Here is a 15,861-nt window from a genome sequence, read left to right as displayed (position 1 = left end):
TTTCGCGGGGCTGCCGCTCTAGGTAGCGCGGGAGGGTGCGCAACAGGGGAAGTGCCGGTGGAGATTCGCTTTGATCACGGCCCGTCGGGCATGGACGCCGCTATCTTTCTCGCGCCGGATCGGATCATCGAGGCGCGTGACCCCGCCGATGTGCCGGAGGCTCTGGCCGCGCTCGATGCGGCGCGCGCAGGCGGCGCGTGGCTTGCCGGATATGCCAGCTACGAGCTGGGCTATGCGCTCGAGCCTCGGCTGACGCCGCTGATGCCGCCGCGCCGCCGCCTGCCTCTGCTGCGAATGGGCGTCTATGACGCGCCGGAGGCAGCGCCCGAGCTTGCCGCCGGGCCTGCCAGCTTGTCGGGTCTCTCGCCCGCATGGGACGCCGCGCGCTATGGCAAGGCGTTCCGCACCGTGCATGACTTCATCGGCGCGGGCGACATCTACCAGGCCAATCTGACCTTCCCGCTCAGCGCGCGCAGCAAAGGCGATCCCGAGGCGCTCTATGCCGCGCTGGCGGCAGTCCAGCCTGTGCGCTTCGGGGCGCTTGTCACGCAAGCGGATGGCCCGGCGATCCTTTCGCGCTCGCCCGAACTTTTCTTCCGCACCGACGCTGCGGGCCGGATCGAGACGCGCCCGATGAAGGGCACGCAGCCGCGCAGCTTGGACGCGGCCGAGGATGCCCGCCACCGCCTGTTTCTGTCCACAGACGAGAAGAACCGCGCCGAGAACCTGATGATCGTCGATCTTTTGCGTAATGATCTCAGCCGCGTTTGCACGCCGGGCTCGGTCACCGTCCCCGAGCTTTTCACCGTCGAGAGCTACAACACCGTCCACCAGATGACCTCGCTGATCGCCGGGCAGATGGCGACGGGCACCGGCCTTGCCGATATCTTCCGGGCGCTTTTCCCCTGCGGATCGATCACCGGCGCGCCCAAGCTGCGCGCGATGGAGGTTCTGGCCGTGCTTGAAGAGGCCCCGCGCGAGATCTACTGCGGCACCATCGGCTGGGCGGCGCCCGACGGGCGCGCCGAGTTCAACGTGGCGATCCGCACCCTCATGGTTGAGAATGGCCGCGCCAAGCTCAATGTGGGCGGCGGGGTCGTATATGACAGCACCGCCGAGGCCGAATACGAGGAGGCACTTTGGAAAACCCGCTTCGCCCGGCTTTAGGGCCGGATTTTGCGCTGATCGAAACGATGCTCTGGATGCCCGGGGGCTATATTCGGCACCGCGCGCGCCATATGGCGCGGCTCGGACGCTCGGCCCGGCATTTCGGCATTACGCCGGTCGGCGTCGAGGCGGCGTTGGATGCGGTGCCCGGACAGGCCCCCCTGCGCCTGCGCCTCACGGTGGATGTCGGGGGGCGGGCCACGCTCGCTGCGGCCCCCTTCCCGCCGATGCCACCGGGCACACGCTGGCGCCTCGCCATCTATCCCGAGCGCCTGGACGCCAGCGACCCATGGCTGGCGCACAAGACAACGCGCCGCGCTCTCTACGACACCGCGCGAGCGGCGCTGCCGGAGGGCATTGATGAATACCTTTTTCTGAATCACGGCGGCGCGCTTGCCGAGGGCACAATAACGAATGTCTATGTCGACACCGGCGACGGCATCCTTCTGACGCCGCCGCGCGCCTGCGGCTGCCTGCCCGGCATCGGACGAGAGGTGCTGATCGCTGAGCGCCGCGCGCGCCCCGCCCGGTTGACCCTAACGGACTTGGAGAATGCCCGCGCAGTCTATGTCGGTAACTCTTTGCGCGGCCTCATTCCCGCGATCCTCCATTCTTCGTGCTAAAAATATCCTGGCCGGAGGCGATGCTCAGCCCGGCCAGCGTCGCGCTAAAGACGACATTGGTGCTGTTGCCCTCGAAATTCCCCTAGGCCTCAAAGTCCGCGCCCTTGGCGCCCCCTCGGTAATCCATTCGTTCCGTTCGTGACTGCCGGCAATCTGCAGGCGGCTATGCCCGGCCAGATCCCCGAAGCTCGCGCGAGGGCCCGCGCGGGGCGGATAGCCCGGCGAGGCGCAGAGGTTCCGGCGGCTCTGCATCAGTTTGCGCAGGACGATATCAGGCATGTTGTGTTGCTCGGCAAAGCAGATAGCGGCGTCGAAACTCACGGCCTCAAAGTCGATGTCGCGGTCTGTCAGGTCGAGTGAGACCACAATGTCAGGATACGCATCCAGAAACCTTTTGCGGAACGGGGATCAGCTGCGATTTGCCAAAGGCCACGCTGGACGCGATCTTCAGCCTGCCGCGCGGGTAGCCGTCAAGGCTCTGGATATGCGCCTCGGCATCTTCGAATTTTTCCAACTGCGCCTTGCATTTGACAAAGAAGTCGCGCCGCTCCGGCGTGGGCAAAACGCCGTTTCGCGTTCGGTTCACCGTAAGCGTCGTCTGCGGCCCGCTCGGGATCATCTTGACCGCGTGAAGGTCCATGGCAAGAGGATCGTCGATCCTGCTTTGCGGATGGCCGGCGGCGATGGCCTCGATGGCGGCCTTGAGATAGGCGAAGGGCTCGACACCGTTGATCTTCGCGGTCTCGATGAGCGATGCGATGCGGCCCCAGGCCCGCCCGCCTTCGTCATGTCCGGCGAACAATGCGTTCTTCCTGTTCAGAGCGATCGGCCGGATCAGGTTCTCGACGCTATTCGAGTCGAGTTCGACCCGCCCGTCCTGCAGGAAGGTTTGCAATTCGTGCCACTGGCAATGGATATAGGCGAGCTTCTCTCTCAAACGCGACTTGGCGGAGATGCGCAGGCGCTGTTGTTGCAGCCATTCACCGAACTCAGCCACGAGGGGTGCGGTGCGCACCTGGCGGGCCGGGAGGCGCTGTCCCGGAGCCGCGCCGCGGATGTCTGCCTCGACCTTGTAGAGCTCGGCAATCCGGCGCAGCGCCCACAGATAGCCGGTTTTCGTCCTGCCTCGCCCCGGGTCCAGCACCGGGGCGGTGGTCTCGTCTGTTAGGCGGGCCGCGTTCGGGCAAGGAGGCTCTTCGATGACCACAATACCGCTCACCCGCCGCACCCTGATCACCACTGGCAGCGCGATGGCCGTGGCCGGGCTTTCGGGCCTTGTGTCGCCCGTCCGGGCCGGGGCCGTGGCGGCAACCCCCACCATGCAGGGCGGGTCGAACAATTACCGCGCCGGTGCCCCGATCGTCGAGCGTATTGGCGGCGGGGGGGTCTGGATGACAGGCACGGTGCGCCGCGAGGGGGACGGCGCTCCGCTGGCCGGGCAGCGCATCCAGATCTGGGCGCATACGACCGAAGGGTACGAGCGCGATCCGCACAGCCATGGCGCCACGCTCACGGATGAGAACGGCGTGTTTCGTCTGGAAATGCCGCAGATCGTGCCCGCCTTCGGACAGGCGCACGGCCACTTGGCCTATGATGACGCCGCGTTCCAGACGGCGTTTCTGCGCCCGGTGATGCCTGATCCCTCGGCGACCAGCCTCGAGGCGCATTTCGTGCTCCGCTCGGCCTGACTGCAGGCTGCGCAGGGTGCGCCGATTGTGCGATATCGGACCGCGAAAGGCCTTGGTGTGGGGCGCGCTGTGCATTGCTATTGCTGCACCTTTGGCTTTGGCCGCTATCAGCCCGCTACTTGCATGGCGCCAGCCGATCTATATCGCGGCAGGCTTTGCCGGCGTTATTGCGCTCGCCTTGCTGCTGCTTCAGCCGCTTCTGGCGGGCGGCTATCTGCCGGGACTGACCGTGTTCCGCGAAAGGCGCATCCACCGCTGGATCGGAGTGTCACTGCTGGCCGCCGTCCTCGTTCATGTCATCGGCCTTTGGATCACCAGCCCGCCGGATGTGATTGACGCGCTTCTTTTCACCTCGCCGACGCCTTTTTCGGATTGGGACGTGATCGCCATGTGGGCCCTCTTTGCAACCGCAGTTCTGGCAGCCCTTCGCAAGCGTCTAGGTCTGCGCTGGCGCATATGGCGCGGGGCGCATGGCGCGCTGGCCGTCGTCATTGTCTTGGGCAGCGTGGTTCATGCGATGCTGATCGACGGCACGATGGAGGTGATCAGCAAAACCGCGCTCTGTGCTTTGGTCATCATCGCCACGGCCAAAACTCTGACTGATCTGCGCGTCTGGAGATTGCGCAAGAGCACACGCTAACTTTGGCAGACTCCGATCCACTTCGGCGGTGCCTTAGTTATGGCCGTAAAGGTAATCTCGGCTCAGCGGAACGGCCTCTTGCGCGCGCGCAAGCTGCATCTGGAACACAACCTGCCGGTTCAGTCGAAACGTCAGCTCGCTGGCCAGCAGGTAAAAGCGCCACATCCGGCAGAACCGCTCGTCATAGAGGGCGCGCGCCTTGTCCAGATTGCGCATGAAGCGGTCATACCAATGGCGCAGTGTCTCGGCGTAATGCAGGCGCCAGATTTCGACATCTGCAGGGATCAGGCCCGCATCCTCCACCGCGCGCGCCATTTCCGACAGGGCCGGAACATAGCCGCCGGGAAAGATGTACTTGTCGATCCAGGGGCTGGTGGTGCCCGGCGGCTTGGCCCGGCCGATCGTATGCACCAGCGCCACACCATCCTGCGGCAGAAGCGAGCGGATCTTGCTGAAATATTCGCGGTAATGCGGCACGCCCACATGCTCGAACATGCCCACCGAGACGATGCGGTCGAACTCGCCCTCGACATCGCGGTAGTCCACCAGCCGGAAATCCACCTGGCCCTCCAGCCCCGCATCGATGGCGCGCCGCCGGGCAACGCTGTGCTGTTCCTGGCTGAGGGTCACGCCCACCACCTCCGCGTCGAAATCCTGTGCCAGCGTCAGGCCCATCCCGCCCCAGCCACAGCCGATATCCAGCACCCGCATCCCCGGCTCCAGCAGCAGCTTGCGGGCGATATGGGCCTTCTTGGCCTCCTGCGCTTCTTCCAGCGTCATGTCCGGGCGTGGGAAATAGGCGCAGGAATATTGCCGATCGTCATCAAGAAAGAGATCGTAAAGCGCGCCGGACAGGTCATAATGATGTGCGACATTCGCTTGCGCACGTCCCACAGGATTGAACTGCGCGGCCCGCCGGCCCAGATAGCGCAGCGCCTGCATCGGTTTTTGGGCACATGTCCCGCCCAGCTCGGCCATGTTGCCGATGGCAAGGCGCAGGAATCCCTCCAGATCATCCCCGTCGATGGTGAGGCGTTGATCGACATAAGCCTCGCCAACGGCCATTTCAGGCGACAGCAGAATGCGGCGGGGCAGGGCGGGATCGTGCAGCGTCAAGGCAATTTCAGGTCCGGGGCTGACGCCTTGATATATCTGCACACGGCCGGAAGGGTAGGTCACGGTAAGCCGGCCCTGTCGGACCAGCCGTGTCAGGAAACGGTGAAGGGCTTTGCTCCACATATCTCTCCCCTTTTGACTGCGGGCCGGGATCCGGCGCAGCTATCATACGCGCGGCGCACATGCCGGTAACGCGCTGGCATCCTGCAAGGTTTCCCCTGCGTCATCCATGTTTGCCCGAACCTTGCTTCTTGTAAATACCGTGGCTGCGAAACCAGCACAGGAGCGCGCAACAGGCCGCACCTCTTGACTTTGGTGTCCGGGCCATGTGTATCGGCCCAACGCCAGACAAGCCTGCCGCGCCGCGCGTCAGAACCGCCAAAGAGGATGATCTCAATGCACGCTTACCGCAGCCACACCTGCGCCGAATTGACCAAAAGCAATGTCGGCGACACCGTGCGCCTTTCGGGTTGGGTCCACCGCATCCGCGATCACGGCGGCGTTCTCTTTGTCGATCTGCGCGATCACTACGGCATGACGCAGCTGATCTGCGATCCCGACAGCCCCGCGTTCTCGGCGGTCGAGGCGGTGCGCGCCGAGTGGTGCATCCGCATAGACGGGACGGTCAAGGCCCGCGACGAGGCGTTGGTGAACCCCAAGCTGCCGACCGGCGAGATCGAGGTATTCATCCGCGATATCGAGGTGCTGGGCGCGTCCAAAGAACTGCCGCTGATGGTCTTTGGCGATCAGGAGTATCCCGAGGAGACGCGGCTGAAGCATCGCTATCTGGACCTGCGCCGCGAGGCGATGCAGCGCAACATGACCCTGCGCAGCGATGTCGTGGCCTCGATGCGCCGCCGCATGTGGGACGCGAGCTTCCGCGAGTATCAGACGCCGATCATCACCGCCTCTTCCCCCGAAGGCGCACGCGATTTTTTGGTGCCCTCGCGCCTGCATCCGGGCAAGTTCTACGCTTTGCCGCAGGCGCCGCAGCTGTTCAAGCAGCTGATCATGGTGTCGGGCTTTGACAAGTATTTCCAGATCGCGCCCTGCTTCCGCGACGAGGATCCGCGCGCCGACCGCTCGCCGACCGATTTCTACCAGCTCGACCTCGAGATGAGCTTTGTCGAGCAGCAGGATGTCTTCGATACGATCCAGCCCGTCATTCAGGGCATTTTCGAGGAGTTCGGCGGCGGCCGCGCGGTCGATACCGTCTGGCCGCAGATCAGCTACGCCGATGCCGCGCTCTGGTATGGCACCGACAAGCCCGACCTGCGCAATCCGATCAAGATGCAGGTGGTCAGCGAGCATTTCCGCGGGTCCGGCTTTGCCATCTTCGCCAAGCTGCTGGAGCAGGAAGGCACCGAGATCCGCGCCATCCCCGCGCCCGGTGGCGGCAGCCGCAAGTTCTGCGACCGCATGAACGCGTTTGCGCAGAAAGAGGGCCTGCCGGGCATGGGCTATATCTTCTGGCGCAAGGGCGATGACGGGATGGAGGCCGCAGGCCCGCTCGCCAAGAATATCGGTCCAGAGCGGACCGAAGCCATCCGCCAGCAACTGGGTCTGGGCGAGGGCGACGCGGCCTTCTTCCTCGGCGGCAAGCCGTCAAGTTTCGAGCGTGTCGCGGGCAAGGCGCGGGTCGAGATCGGGAATGAGCTCGGCCTCACGGACGAGAACCGCTTCGCCTTTGCCTGGATCGTCGATTTCCCGATGTACGAGGCCGACGAGGAGACGGGCAAGATCGACTTCTCGCACAATCCGTTCTCGATGCCGCAGGGCGGGCTGGAGGCGCTGCAGGGCGATCCTCTGAAAGTTCTGGGATATCAGTATGATCTGGCGTGCAACGGATACGAGCTGGTTTCAGGCGCGATCCGAAATCACCGCCTCGACGTGATGATCGCCGCGTTCGAGAAGGCGGGCTATGACGAGGCCGAGGTGCATAGCCGCTTTGGCGGGCTGGTGCAGGCGTTCCAGTATGGCGCGCCGCCCCACGGGGGCTGCGCGGCCGGCATCGACCGCATCGTGATGCTGCTGGCGGATGAAGCGAACATTCGCGAGGTCATCATGTTCCCGATGAACCAGCGTGCCGAGGATCTGATGATGAACGCCCCCAGCGCGCCCACCTCCGATCAGTTGATGGAACTTGGCCTGCGGGTGATCCCGCAGGACAAGTAGCGCATCCGCGCGGGGTCAGTCCTCCAGACTGTCCTCGCGCTTTTTCGCGATCAGCTTGCGCTCTTCCTCCTTGCGGTCCTGGAAGCGCTCGCCATATCCCTTGATCTCGTCTTCGGCGATGACCTCGCGGGCGCGGGCAAAGACCTCTTCCTCTTCCTCGTCGATGTGATGCTCGTAATCGTGGCGCAGCTTCTTGAATTTCTGCATCCACGCGCCTTCGGACATGTCCATCTCGCGCAGCTCTTCCAGCAGATCGTCGATCTGCTGATGCTCATGCACCGAGTGGCGGGCCGAATCCTGGCCCCATGTCTTGGAAATCAGCTTGGAATAGAACGTCTCTTCCTCGGCGGCGCCATGACTTTTCACGTCGGAATAGAATTCTTCCCATGCCTTCTTTCGGTCCTCCGACGCGCCCGACGTATCGGCGATCTTCTCCAGAAGCTCGCGGTGATGGTCGTGGTCGGCTTTGATGGCGGAATAAATATCGGTCATGGCAGAACTCCCTACAGTAATCTGATGTAAGAACGTCGCGGGGCCCGTGTGGTTCCGATGCTAGCGTGGCAGCGCCGGATCGCTGGTTACGCGCACCAGTCGCGTCAACTCGCTGAGCGACGAGCGTTGCCGGCCGCGGGAGTCGAAATTCGACGCATCCAGCCAAAGGCGAAACGCCTCGTTCAGCGCGGGCCATTCGGCGTCTATGCCGGCGAACCAGGCGGTGTCGCGGTTGCGGCCTTTGACCACGGTCGCTTGCCGAAAGACCCCTTCATAGCTGAGGCCGAGCCGCTGCGCCGCGCGCCGCGAGGGCATGTTCAGCGCGTCGCATTTCCATTCATAGCGCCGATATCCCGCCTCAAACGCCCATTGCATCATCAGATACATCGCCTCGGTCGCGGCGATCGTGCGCTGCAATTGCGGTGCCATCGCGATATAGCCCACCTCGATCGAGCCCGCCTCGGGCTTGATCCGAAGGAAGGATGCGATGCCGCCATAAGCCTCGCGTGCGATGTCGTAGATTGCGAAGAACACGAAATCCGGCGAGGCCGTGATATCACGCATCCAGCGGTGGAACTGCGCCGAAGAGGCGAACGGACCGGCGGGCATGTAGTCCCACACCTCGTCATGGCCGTCATAGGCCGCAAAGAGGAGGGCGGCGTGCGCCTCGGCATTCAGCGGCTCCAGCCGGACATGGGTGCCGGTGAGGGTCATGTTTCCGGGGCGGGGCGGCACGGTCCAACCCGTCACCTCTGCGCCGCGCGGGCGTTCCTCGTTCATGCTTTGCCTCGCTCCTATGACGGGGCGATCATAGGAGCAAAGCCGCGCGAAGAAAGCGAAATTTAGACGATTAGCCTTGGATCGGTGCCCATGTCGAGCCCGGGAAAGAGATCCCGCTCGAGCGCTGCGATGTCGCTGCCATAGAGGCCGCGGATGATCCAAGCCAGATGCGCGCGCAGATCGCGGGTGGGGCGCAGATCCCGCCTTTGGTACAGCGCCGCTTCGGACAGGCCGGGCCAGTCCGCCTCAACGCGGCCGCCTCGCAGTGCGCCCCCCGCCATGATCATCGCCCCCGCCGTGCCGTGATCTGTGCCGCCCGATCCGTTGAGCCGCGCGGTGCGCCCGAACTCGGTGATGGCGACAACCGCCGTGCGCTGCCACACCGCCGGGCCGAGACCGGTCTCCAGCGCCGTGATGGCGCTGGCCAGCCGTGTCAAGGCGCGGGGCAGGGTGCGATGCTGGTTTGCGTGGGTGTCAAAGCCGGTCAGCGAGAAGGCCGCGATCCGCGCGTCCTCGCGCAGGCGCGCGGCGGCAAATTCGGCAATGGCGTCGGAGCGCGCGGCAGGGGCCGCGCTGGCGCTCATCATATCGGCGGCGGTGGCGGTGGCTGCCATCGCGTCGTCGCGCGAGAGGTCAATCGCCTCGGCAGCCGCTTCACGAAAGAGCGGGTCGTCGTGCAGGACACCCTCCAGCAACCGCTCGGCCTGCGGGCTGAGGAGGAGGGCGGCATCGGGCGACCAATTGGCGACCGGCGCGTCGCCGCGCATCAGCAGCATGTCACCGAGTCCGACGGAATAAGCAGTCCGGGCGACCGCGCCCGGCATCTGCGCCAGAAGGCGGTTGAGCCAGCCATCGCGCAGTCGCCCCAGCGCATCCATCGCGGTACCCGCCTCCAGCAGATCCTGCCCATCGAAATGGCTGCGCGCGTCGCGATAGGGCGTCGAGACCGCATGGGCGAAGGCGAGTGCGCCCTTGTCCCAAAGGGGCCTCAGCGGGTCCAGCGCGGGGTGGAGGCCGTAGAATCCATCGAGGGGCGTCGCCGCGTGATCTGGTCTCAGTGCCGCGAACTCGGGATCGCCCAAGGGAGGCAGCACGTCCAGCCCGTCCATCGCGCCGCGCAGGATGATAACGACGAGGCGGGCATCGCCCGGCGCGCTGGCCAGCGTCACTGGTGTGACAAGCGGCGAGGCGGCGAGCGAGCATCCGATCGCGGCAGAGCGGCTGAGGAATTGGCGGCGGGTGAGACGGGACATTGGGTCAAACCCTCTGAAAGGCGGGAGAGGCAAGGACAAGCCCGATCCCCTCGGCGCGGGTTTCGGCGCGGGCAGCGGCATCCTGAACGGCGCTGGGCAGTTTTCTGCCGAGGGCGGCGCGCGCGAATTCTTGCGGGTCCGGCAACGTGCGGCGCAGCTGGAAGGGCACGCTCATCGCCCAGTTTAGCCGCGCAGCAAGGCGCTGCGGCGTGATCCAGTCGGCATCCGCTTCGGGCCATCCATCGGGACCGGGCGGCGCCCCTTCGGGTTGCCCCATCAGCTGCAAAGGGGCGAGAAACAGCTGGTTCATCAGCTTGTAGTCGCCCGTGGGAATATGAGCCGGCACCAGATCCAGCGCGCGCAAGGCCGAGCCGATGAAATCGACCGGTGGCTTGACGTTCTGCCGGGGCGCGGCCCATGCGGCGGAATGCTCCAGCATGGCGCGGGTCATGGCGGCAAGATCCCCGCCGGTCTCAAGAAAAGCGGCCGCCATTTCGTCGACGAGCGCCGCATCGGGGGCATCGCACACGAAATGCACCGCCATCTTGCGCGCCAAGTGCTGCGCCGTGGCGGGATGGGTCGACAGCATATCCAGCGCCGTGTGCAAATGTGCTGCCTCGGGAGCGCCGCCGCCAAAACTCTGGCCCATGAGGACATGTGGCCCCGCCTCGGCAAAGTCCGGCCGATAAGAAAAACCGTCCCGCAGCTTGAAGTTGAGGCCCGTCAGCAAGCGCGCAAGCGCCGCGACATCGCTTTGGTCGTAGGGGCCGCCCGTGCCAAGCGTGTGCAGCTCCAGCATCTCGCGCGCCAGATTTTCGTTTACCCCGCCGCGCCCCTTTTCCAGCGCCACGGCGCTGTTCGGCCCGACCGAGACGGCCTGATCGAGATAGGTCAGCATCAACGGCTCTTGGCAGACGGCGCGTAGCATATCGCCAAAGCGGCCGGCGACATGCGGGCGAATCGCCGTCTCGACATAGGGTAAATGGGCCTGGGGCCAGACAAATCCGACACCCCGGGCCGTGAAATGATCGGCCCAGAAGGCGGTCAACCGCTCGCGCAGACCGTCCTCGGTGCGGGCGCGCCGCAGCAGCATCTGGCCGGTCCAGCCTGCGGCATCGGCCCGGCTGCGACGCTTCATCTTGCGGTAGGCGCGTTTCGCCTTGCGCTGGGCCTCATCGCCCTTGGCTTTGCGGCGCGCCTTTCGCGCAGCCCGCACCTGGCGCATCCAATCCATATAGGCGGACGTGTCGGGAATGGGGAAGGCGGCCTTGGCGTGGTCGGGTCCGCGCAGGCGGTCCATTATCTCGCTCACCGAGGAAGGCGGGGCGAGGCCGGGGCCAAGCCCGCATCCGAACCGGATGTCAGCCATTTCGGGGTCGAATGGCATGTCGCGCTCCCCAGGATGGCCGGGCCAATGCGGCCCGCATCGCTTGGATGATAGCGCGGTGCCGCGCGCTTGGCACGCGGCGGATTGCTGCTCGGCGCTACATCGCCACCCGCTGGCTTAGACGTTCCTGCACCAGCCCGGCAACTTGCGCCACCCGAGCGTGAAGCGCCGCGCCGCCGCGCCGCTGCGTGGCAAGCTCGAGCGCCGCGTGCGCCAGCTGTCCGTCATCGGCTGCCTTCGCAACGCCGCCCAGAAACTGCGCGATATAGTCCAGCACCGGTCCCTCGGAATGCTCGTCCAGAAGGTTCGAGACGTGAAGCATGTCGTCTCGGTAGGCCAGTGGATCGGGATGCACCAGCTCGTCGCGCAGAATGCGCGGTCCGCTCGGCTGGCGATCGCCGGGCAGGGTGGCGAGGATGGTCTGCTGGAAAATACCCAGATTGCTGAGCGGCTTGGCCAGGAACCCGTCCGCACCTGCGGCCATCGCGGCATCCTCACCGCCGTCATTGCCGCTGGTGGCGATGATCGAGGTCACGCGCGGGGCGGCGCGCGAAAGCTCCGAGATGAGGTCGAGGCCGGACCCGTCCGGCAGGCCCAGGTCGATGATCACCGCCGAGGGGCGATAGACCTGCAGGTGCCGCCGCGCCGAGCGCAGGCAATCGGCCCGACGGATCCGAGCGCCCGAATGCAGGCACATCAGGCGCAGCGCATCGCAGGCATAAAGGCTGTCTTCAACCACGAGCACCGTCATGCCCAGCAGGGGGCGCGCGGCGGTGGGGCAGGGAATCGGGGTCAGTGCGGGCAGATCATCCATCGGTTTTCATCCTATGTTGGCAGCATCCATGACATCAGCGTTACGCAGACTTGGCTAACGCGGGGTTAACGGGGGTCGCTAAACTTCCGCGCCGTGCGGGCCGGCCGCATACATGCGACGCCGCGCCGCTTGCCCTTGGCGCGAGGAGACCCCATAACGTGAGGCAACCACCGCGCCAGAGCCATGAATTAAAGGACCAGACATGATCGGACGTCTCAATCACGTGGCCATCGCCGTGCCCGACCTTGATGCTGCCATCGCGCAATACAGCGGTGCGCTGGGCGCGAGTGTGGGCGCGCCGCAGGACGAGCCGGATCACGGCGTAACGGTCGTCTTTATCGAATTGCCCAATACCAAGATCGAACTTCTCTATCCTCTTGGCGACGCCAGCCCGATTCGCGGCTTTCTGGACAAGAACCCGGCCGGCGGCATCCATCACATCTGCTACGAGGTCGAGGATATCGCCGCCGCGCAGCAGCAATTGACCGCCTCGGGTGCGCGGATACTGGGCGATGGCAAGCCCAAGATCGGCGCCCATGGCAAGCCGGTCCTTTTCTTGCATCCCAAGGATTTCAACGGCTGCCTTATCGAATTGGAGGAAGTCTGATGGGCCCCGTCTCCGGTCTGGTTCTCTACGCGGTGATCTGGTTCATGACGTTTTTCGTCGCGATCCCGATCCGTCTGCAAACCCAAGGCGAGGCGGGCAAGACGGTGCCCGGCACGCATCACGGCTCGCCCGAACGGCATGACCTGAAGAAAAAGGCGTTGATCACCACCGGCGTGGCCTTCGTCATCTGGGCGGTTCTCGCCTATCTCATCCTGTCGGGCACGATCTCGCTGGAGGATATCGACCTTTTCAATCGGTTCGGACCGGGTCCGGTCGAAGGGCGTGGACTAGGTGGGTAAAGGTTGCGGCCCCGAGGATCGGGATCAGCAGATTGACCAGCGGCACCGATAGCGGAATCGCCATCAGCACACCCGCACCCCAGATCCGCAGCCAATGGCGGCGGCGCAAATCCTGCGCCCCCGCGCGTCCCAGTCGGCGCATCGCGGCGAGCTGAAAATACTCGCGCCCCAGCAGATAGCCGTTCAGCCCCCAGAAGATCGCAAAGGCGCCGAAGGGCAGCGCGATGTAGAGGATCAGCGCCAGGATGTTGGCCACGATCAGCACCCCCAGAAATCCTGCCGTGTCGCGCAGGGCGTCCATCCATCCCATCGGTTTTACCTCAGGCAGGGCGGGATAGTGCCGCGCCTCGACCGCTGCTGCGACGTCATCGAGGAAAAACGACGTAATGGCCGAGGCGACGGGAACCATCAGGAAGATCGACATTACTATCATGGCCAGAAGGCTGCTCCAGCCGAGAAGGTCATCGACCCAGCGCACCTCGCCGATGAGCGGCAAGGTGACGACATCGCCGGTGAGCCATGAGATGAGGATCAGCACCAGCGCATAGACGGCAAAGAGCAGTGCCACTGTCAGCGCCACGCCGAGGATCAGCACCCGGCGAAAGCGCGGATCGCCCATCTGCGACAGAGCCTTGGAAAAACAGGTGAAAATCATTCAGAAATCCATGTGGTGATGGCGGTCATATCGGGCCGGGGCCGCTCGGGCGGGACGCTCGTCTCGGTGCCGATATGGATCAGACCGGCAATCCGCTCATGCGGGGCGAGGCCCAGATGGGCTTCGACGAAGTCCCGGTCATGGCTGGCCCAGCCACTGAGCCAGTTTGCGCCCCAGCCCGAGGCGAGGGCGGCGTTCAGCAGCGCGAGGCAAACGGCCCCGGCGGAATAGGTCTGCTCGATGGCGGGGATCTTTGGAGAGGAGCGCTGAACCTCGATCACGGCGACCACCAGATGTGCGTCCGTGAACTGTTTTTGCGCCTTCTCTATGGCTTCGGAGTCAAGCGCCGCTGGCAGCGTTGGAATAGCCTTGGCCAGGCGCAAGAGTGCCGCGCGTTCCAGCACGGCAAAGCGCCACGGCTCGAGCTTGCCATGGTCGGGCGTGCGCGCGGCCATTTCCAGAATTGGCGTCAGCGCAGCGCGGTCCGGCACTGGCAGGCCCAGCGTCTTGGCCGGACGCGAGCGGCGGGTCGCAAGAAAATCCAGCACGTCGGGGCGGGGTGTCAGCATGTTGTGGCTCCGGCCTTGGGGATATGCCCCTATGTCGGTCGGCCACCCGGCGGGGTCAAGGGCGCTTGGGTATAGACGCCTTCGGGCAGGTTCAGCGCCGCTGCCAAATCCCGCAGCTGCGTCATCGACAGGGTTATGTCGCGGATCTCGTTCAGGCGAGGATCGAACTGACGGATCACGATGCATTCTTCGAAGGCTTCGATCACCACATCCTCCTGCAGGGGCGCTGCGCCCTCATCCACGAGGGTCACGACGGTGGCGTCAAATTCATGTTCGATGGAAAACATCTGGCCGGCCTCCTACAGCAATTTCCGCACCCAAACTGGCGGGATCGGCGGCGCGTTGCAAGCGATGTGCAATGGCACTGGCCCTTGCCGGTGCGCGCCGATAAGCTGGCGAAAACGACACTGCCCGGAGGCTCTTATGCGAAAGTTAACCTTGCTCTGTGTGCTGGCACTGGCCGCGTGCGATGCACCGCCACCCTTGACCAGTGCACCGTCAGGCCAAACCACCGCAGCAGTGGCGCCAAAGCCGCCCTCGACGCCGACATCCGCCAAGTTGTCACAGTTCAAATCGGTCGTTGCCGCGGTCGAACCTGTGGCCGAGCAAGAGTGCAACGCGCGCACCAGCAATATAAATTGCGATTTCCGCATCGTTGTCGACGATCGCCCTGGCCAGCCGGCCAATGCCTTTCAGACCGTGGACAAGCAGGGGCGGCCTATCCTGGCGTTCAACCTCGCGCTGATTGCCGAGGTGCGCAATCGTGACGAGCTGGCTTTCGTCATGGGACACGAGGCTGCGCACCACATTGCGGGGCATCTTGATCGGCAGCGGAGCAATGCGATGACGGGCGCGATCTTGCTGGGTGGTCTCGCGGCTATCACCGGCGCGGGCCAGAGCACTGTGCAGAACGCGACCGATCTGGGCGCGGGTCTGGGCGCGCGCACCTATTCCAAGGATTACGAGCTGGAGGCCGATGCGTTGGGCACCGTCATCACCAAGCGGGCCGGGTATGATCCGGTGCGCGGCGCCGCCTTCTTTACGCAGATTGCCGATCCGGGCGACCGCTTTCTGGGGACACATCCGCCCAATGCGCAGCGGATCGACACGGTGAGGCGCGTCAACGCCGGGCTGTGAGCTAGGGCGTGCCCTCAAGACGCATGTGGCAACTGACGGGCGTGGTGAGCGACCGGGGATCGAAATACGCGGTCTCCGGCGGCCCCGCCGCCTCACGCGAGGAGGCCGATGCGTTTCTGAAAGATCTCAAGCGTGACAAGAAGTTTGCCAAGGCGACCCACAATACATGGGCTGTCATCCTGCCGGATGGCACGCCCTTGAAGGGTGACGATGGCGAAGCGGGCGCGGGCATGGTGATCGTGCGCATGCTGAAGCGCGAAGCGCTGACAGGGTATATATTGGTGGTGACGCGCTGGTATGGCGGCAAGCATCTGGGCGGAGACCGGTTTCGCCATGTGCAGACCTGTGTGGATGAGTGGCTGGCCGCTTATGCGCGCTAAAGCGTTTCGCGAAAAACCCGAATCACTGATCTTCGCGAAGCGCGTCCCACGCTTCGATGTTGCGCGCGTTTCGCCTTTA

At 64.8% G+C, this 15,861-nt stretch carries 19 protein-coding genes and 1 pseudogene; 9 read left to right on the top strand and 11 right to left on the bottom strand.

Features of this window, described 5'->3' with window-relative positions; translation table 11 throughout:
- Positions 1-57 precede the first annotated feature (57 nt).
- Both ACEWPM_RS03060 and ACEWPM_RS03055 read left to right on the top strand, forming a co-directional pair.
- On the top strand, positions 58-1,167 hold the full coding sequence (locus tag ACEWPM_RS03060) for an aminodeoxychorismate synthase component I (RefSeq protein WP_393964144.1): 1,110 nt from the start codon (positions 58-60) through the stop codon (positions 1,165-1,167).
- Positions 1,140-1,790 carry an aminotransferase class IV family protein gene (locus ACEWPM_RS03055; protein WP_393964145.1) on the top strand — a complete coding sequence of 217 codons (651 nt, stop codon included), beginning with the start codon at positions 1,140-1,142 and terminating at the stop codon, positions 1,788-1,790. The genes ACEWPM_RS03060 and ACEWPM_RS03055 overlap by 28 nt, the downstream gene beginning before the upstream one ends.
- 24 nt (positions 1,791-1,814) lie before the next feature.
- On the opposite strand, the gene ACEWPM_RS03050 is transcribed toward ACEWPM_RS03055, so the two are convergent.
- Both ACEWPM_RS03050 and ACEWPM_RS03040 read right to left on the bottom strand, forming a co-directional pair.
- Positions 1,815-2,156: a LysR substrate-binding domain-containing protein gene (locus ACEWPM_RS03050; protein ID WP_393964146.1), complete on the bottom strand. Its 342-nt coding sequence runs from the start codon at positions 2,154-2,156 to the stop codon at positions 1,815-1,817.
- Between the two features lie 277 nt (positions 2,157-2,433).
- Positions 2,434-2,952, bottom strand: a pseudogene (locus tag ACEWPM_RS03040) (IS66 family transposase); the annotation flags it as partial.
- Positions 2,953-2,989: 37 nt separating this feature from the next.
- Here ACEWPM_RS03040 and ACEWPM_RS03035 point away from each other — a divergent pair.
- Positions 2,990-3,478 (top strand): peptidase associated/transthyretin-like domain-containing protein, encoded by a 489-nt coding sequence (locus tag ACEWPM_RS03035; RefSeq protein ID WP_393964073.1) that lies wholly within the window; start codon positions 2,990-2,992, stop codon positions 3,476-3,478.
- A 25-nt stretch (positions 3,479-3,503) separates the two neighbouring features.
- Positions 3,504-4,118, top strand: coding sequence for a ferric reductase-like transmembrane domain-containing protein (locus ACEWPM_RS03030; RefSeq protein WP_393964074.1), 615 nt, complete (start codon positions 3,504-3,506; stop codon positions 4,116-4,118).
- Positions 4,119-4,151: 33 nt separating this feature from the next.
- On the opposite strand, the gene ACEWPM_RS03025 is transcribed toward ACEWPM_RS03030, so the two are convergent.
- Complete coding sequence (locus tag ACEWPM_RS03025) at positions 4,152-5,357, bottom strand: class I SAM-dependent methyltransferase (RefSeq protein WP_393964075.1); 1,206 nt, start codon at positions 5,355-5,357, stop codon at positions 4,152-4,154.
- Positions 5,358-5,630: 273 nt separating this feature from the next.
- Between ACEWPM_RS03025 and aspS the strand changes: the two genes are divergently transcribed.
- Complete coding sequence (gene aspS, locus ACEWPM_RS03020; RefSeq protein ID WP_393964076.1) at positions 5,631-7,409, top strand: aspartate--tRNA ligase; 1,779 nt, start codon at positions 5,631-5,633, stop codon at positions 7,407-7,409.
- 15 nt (positions 7,410-7,424) lie between these two features.
- Here the strand turns inward: aspS and ACEWPM_RS03015 are convergent, their stop codons facing one another.
- From ACEWPM_RS03015 to ACEWPM_RS02995, 5 genes are all read right to left on the bottom strand, one after another.
- Positions 7,425-7,901: a hemerythrin domain-containing protein gene (locus ACEWPM_RS03015; RefSeq protein ID WP_393964077.1), complete on the bottom strand. Its 477-nt coding sequence runs from the start codon at positions 7,899-7,901 to the stop codon at positions 7,425-7,427.
- A gap of 60 nt (positions 7,902-7,961) precedes the next feature.
- Positions 7,962-8,681 (bottom strand): GNAT family N-acetyltransferase, encoded by a 720-nt coding sequence (locus ACEWPM_RS03010; protein WP_393964078.1) that lies wholly within the window; start codon positions 8,679-8,681, stop codon positions 7,962-7,964.
- Between the two features lie 62 nt (positions 8,682-8,743).
- Positions 8,744-9,934, bottom strand: coding sequence for a DUF1501 domain-containing protein (locus ACEWPM_RS03005; RefSeq protein WP_393964079.1), 1,191 nt, complete (start codon positions 9,932-9,934; stop codon positions 8,744-8,746).
- 4 nt (positions 9,935-9,938) lie between these two features.
- Positions 9,939-11,321 (bottom strand): DUF1800 domain-containing protein, encoded by a 1,383-nt coding sequence (locus ACEWPM_RS03000; RefSeq protein ID WP_393964080.1) that lies wholly within the window; start codon positions 11,319-11,321, stop codon positions 9,939-9,941.
- Positions 11,322-11,418: 97 nt separating this feature from the next.
- Positions 11,419-12,135 carry a response regulator gene (locus ACEWPM_RS02995; protein WP_393964081.1) on the bottom strand — a complete coding sequence of 239 codons (717 nt, stop codon included), beginning with the start codon at positions 12,133-12,135 and terminating at the stop codon, positions 11,419-11,421.
- A gap of 202 nt (positions 12,136-12,337) precedes the next feature.
- On the opposite strand from ACEWPM_RS02995, the gene mce reads away from it, so the two are divergent.
- Positions 12,338-12,742: a methylmalonyl-CoA epimerase gene (mce, locus tag ACEWPM_RS02990; RefSeq protein WP_393964082.1), complete on the top strand. Its 405-nt coding sequence runs from the start codon at positions 12,338-12,340 to the stop codon at positions 12,740-12,742.
- Positions 12,742-13,041, top strand: a complete 300-nt coding sequence (locus tag ACEWPM_RS02985; protein WP_393964083.1) for a DUF1467 family protein — start codon at positions 12,742-12,744, stop codon at positions 13,039-13,041. The genes mce and ACEWPM_RS02985 overlap by 1 nt, the downstream gene beginning before the upstream one ends.
- On the opposite strand, the gene ACEWPM_RS02980 is transcribed toward ACEWPM_RS02985, so the two are convergent.
- Genes ACEWPM_RS02980 through ACEWPM_RS02970 form a run of 3 tightly spaced genes read right to left on the bottom strand, consistent with a single transcriptional unit; the run spans position 12,992 to position 14,552 of the window.
- Positions 12,992-13,696, bottom strand: a complete 705-nt coding sequence (locus ACEWPM_RS02980) for an EI24 domain-containing protein (RefSeq protein ID WP_393964084.1) — start codon at positions 13,694-13,696, stop codon at positions 12,992-12,994. The two genes, ACEWPM_RS02985 and ACEWPM_RS02980, sit on opposite strands and share 50 nt — an antisense overlap.
- Complete coding sequence (locus ACEWPM_RS02975) at positions 13,693-14,265, bottom strand: nitroreductase family protein (protein WP_393964085.1); 573 nt, start codon at positions 14,263-14,265, stop codon at positions 13,693-13,695. The genes ACEWPM_RS02980 and ACEWPM_RS02975 overlap by 4 nt, the downstream gene beginning before the upstream one ends.
- Before the next feature lie 29 nt (positions 14,266-14,294).
- Complete coding sequence (locus ACEWPM_RS02970; RefSeq protein ID WP_393964086.1) at positions 14,295-14,552, bottom strand: hypothetical protein; 258 nt, start codon at positions 14,550-14,552, stop codon at positions 14,295-14,297.
- 136 nt (positions 14,553-14,688) lie between these two features.
- Between ACEWPM_RS02970 and ACEWPM_RS02965 the strand changes: the two genes are divergently transcribed.
- Positions 14,689-15,402, top strand: coding sequence for a M48 family metallopeptidase (locus ACEWPM_RS02965; protein WP_393964087.1), 714 nt, complete (start codon positions 14,689-14,691; stop codon positions 15,400-15,402).
- Positions 15,403-15,425: 23 nt separating this feature from the next.
- Positions 15,426-15,782, top strand: coding sequence for a YigZ family protein (locus ACEWPM_RS02960; protein ID WP_393964088.1), 357 nt, complete (start codon positions 15,426-15,428; stop codon positions 15,780-15,782).
- The last annotated feature ends 79 nt before the right edge of the window (positions 15,783-15,861 follow it).

This window comes from Roseovarius maritimus (genome assembly GCF_043355895.2).
Lineage (GTDB): Bacteria > Pseudomonadota > Alphaproteobacteria > Rhodobacterales > Rhodobacteraceae > Roseovarius > Roseovarius maritimus.
Note: the sequence above shows the minus strand (reverse complement) of the source record. Positions and strands in the feature narration are given on the sequence as shown.

Coding starts and splice junctions, on each gene's coding strand:
- ACEWPM_RS02980 (WP_393964084.1), bottom strand. CDS start 13,696: ATGATTTTCACCTGTTTTTCCAAGGCTCTGTCGCAGATGGGCGATCCG.
- ACEWPM_RS03005 (WP_393964079.1), bottom strand. CDS start 9,934: ATGTCCCGTCTCACCCGCCGCCAATTCCTCAGCCGCTCTGCCGCGATC.
- ACEWPM_RS02975 (WP_393964085.1), bottom strand. CDS start 14,265: ATGCTGACACCCCGCCCCGACGTGCTGGATTTTCTTGCGACCCGCCGC.
- ACEWPM_RS03010 (WP_393964078.1), bottom strand. CDS start 8,681: ATGAACGAGGAACGCCCGCGCGGCGCAGAGGTGACGGGTTGGACCGTG.
- ACEWPM_RS03025 (WP_393964075.1), bottom strand. CDS start 5,357: ATGTGGAGCAAAGCCCTTCACCGTTTCCTGACACGGCTGGTCCGACAG.
- ACEWPM_RS03035 (WP_393964073.1), top strand. CDS start 2,990: ATGACCACAATACCGCTCACCCGCCGCACCCTGATCACCACTGGCAGC.
- ACEWPM_RS02970 (WP_393964086.1), bottom strand. CDS start 14,552: ATGTTTTCCATCGAACATGAATTTGACGCCACCGTCGTGACCCTCGTG.
- ACEWPM_RS03015 (WP_393964077.1), bottom strand. CDS start 7,901: ATGACCGATATTTATTCCGCCATCAAAGCCGACCACGACCATCACCGC.
- ACEWPM_RS02965 (WP_393964087.1), top strand. CDS start 14,689: ATGCGAAAGTTAACCTTGCTCTGTGTGCTGGCACTGGCCGCGTGCGAT.
- ACEWPM_RS02985 (WP_393964083.1), top strand. CDS start 12,742: ATGGGCCCCGTCTCCGGTCTGGTTCTCTACGCGGTGATCTGGTTCATG.
- mce (WP_393964082.1), top strand. CDS start 12,338: ATGATCGGACGTCTCAATCACGTGGCCATCGCCGTGCCCGACCTTGAT.
- ACEWPM_RS03000 (WP_393964080.1), bottom strand. CDS start 11,321: ATGCCATTCGACCCCGAAATGGCTGACATCCGGTTCGGATGCGGGCTT.
- ACEWPM_RS02960 (WP_393964088.1), top strand. CDS start 15,426: ATGTGGCAACTGACGGGCGTGGTGAGCGACCGGGGATCGAAATACGCG.
- ACEWPM_RS02995 (WP_393964081.1), bottom strand. CDS start 12,135: ATGGATGATCTGCCCGCACTGACCCCGATTCCCTGCCCCACCGCCGCG.
- aspS (WP_393964076.1), top strand. CDS start 5,631: ATGCACGCTTACCGCAGCCACACCTGCGCCGAATTGACCAAAAGCAAT.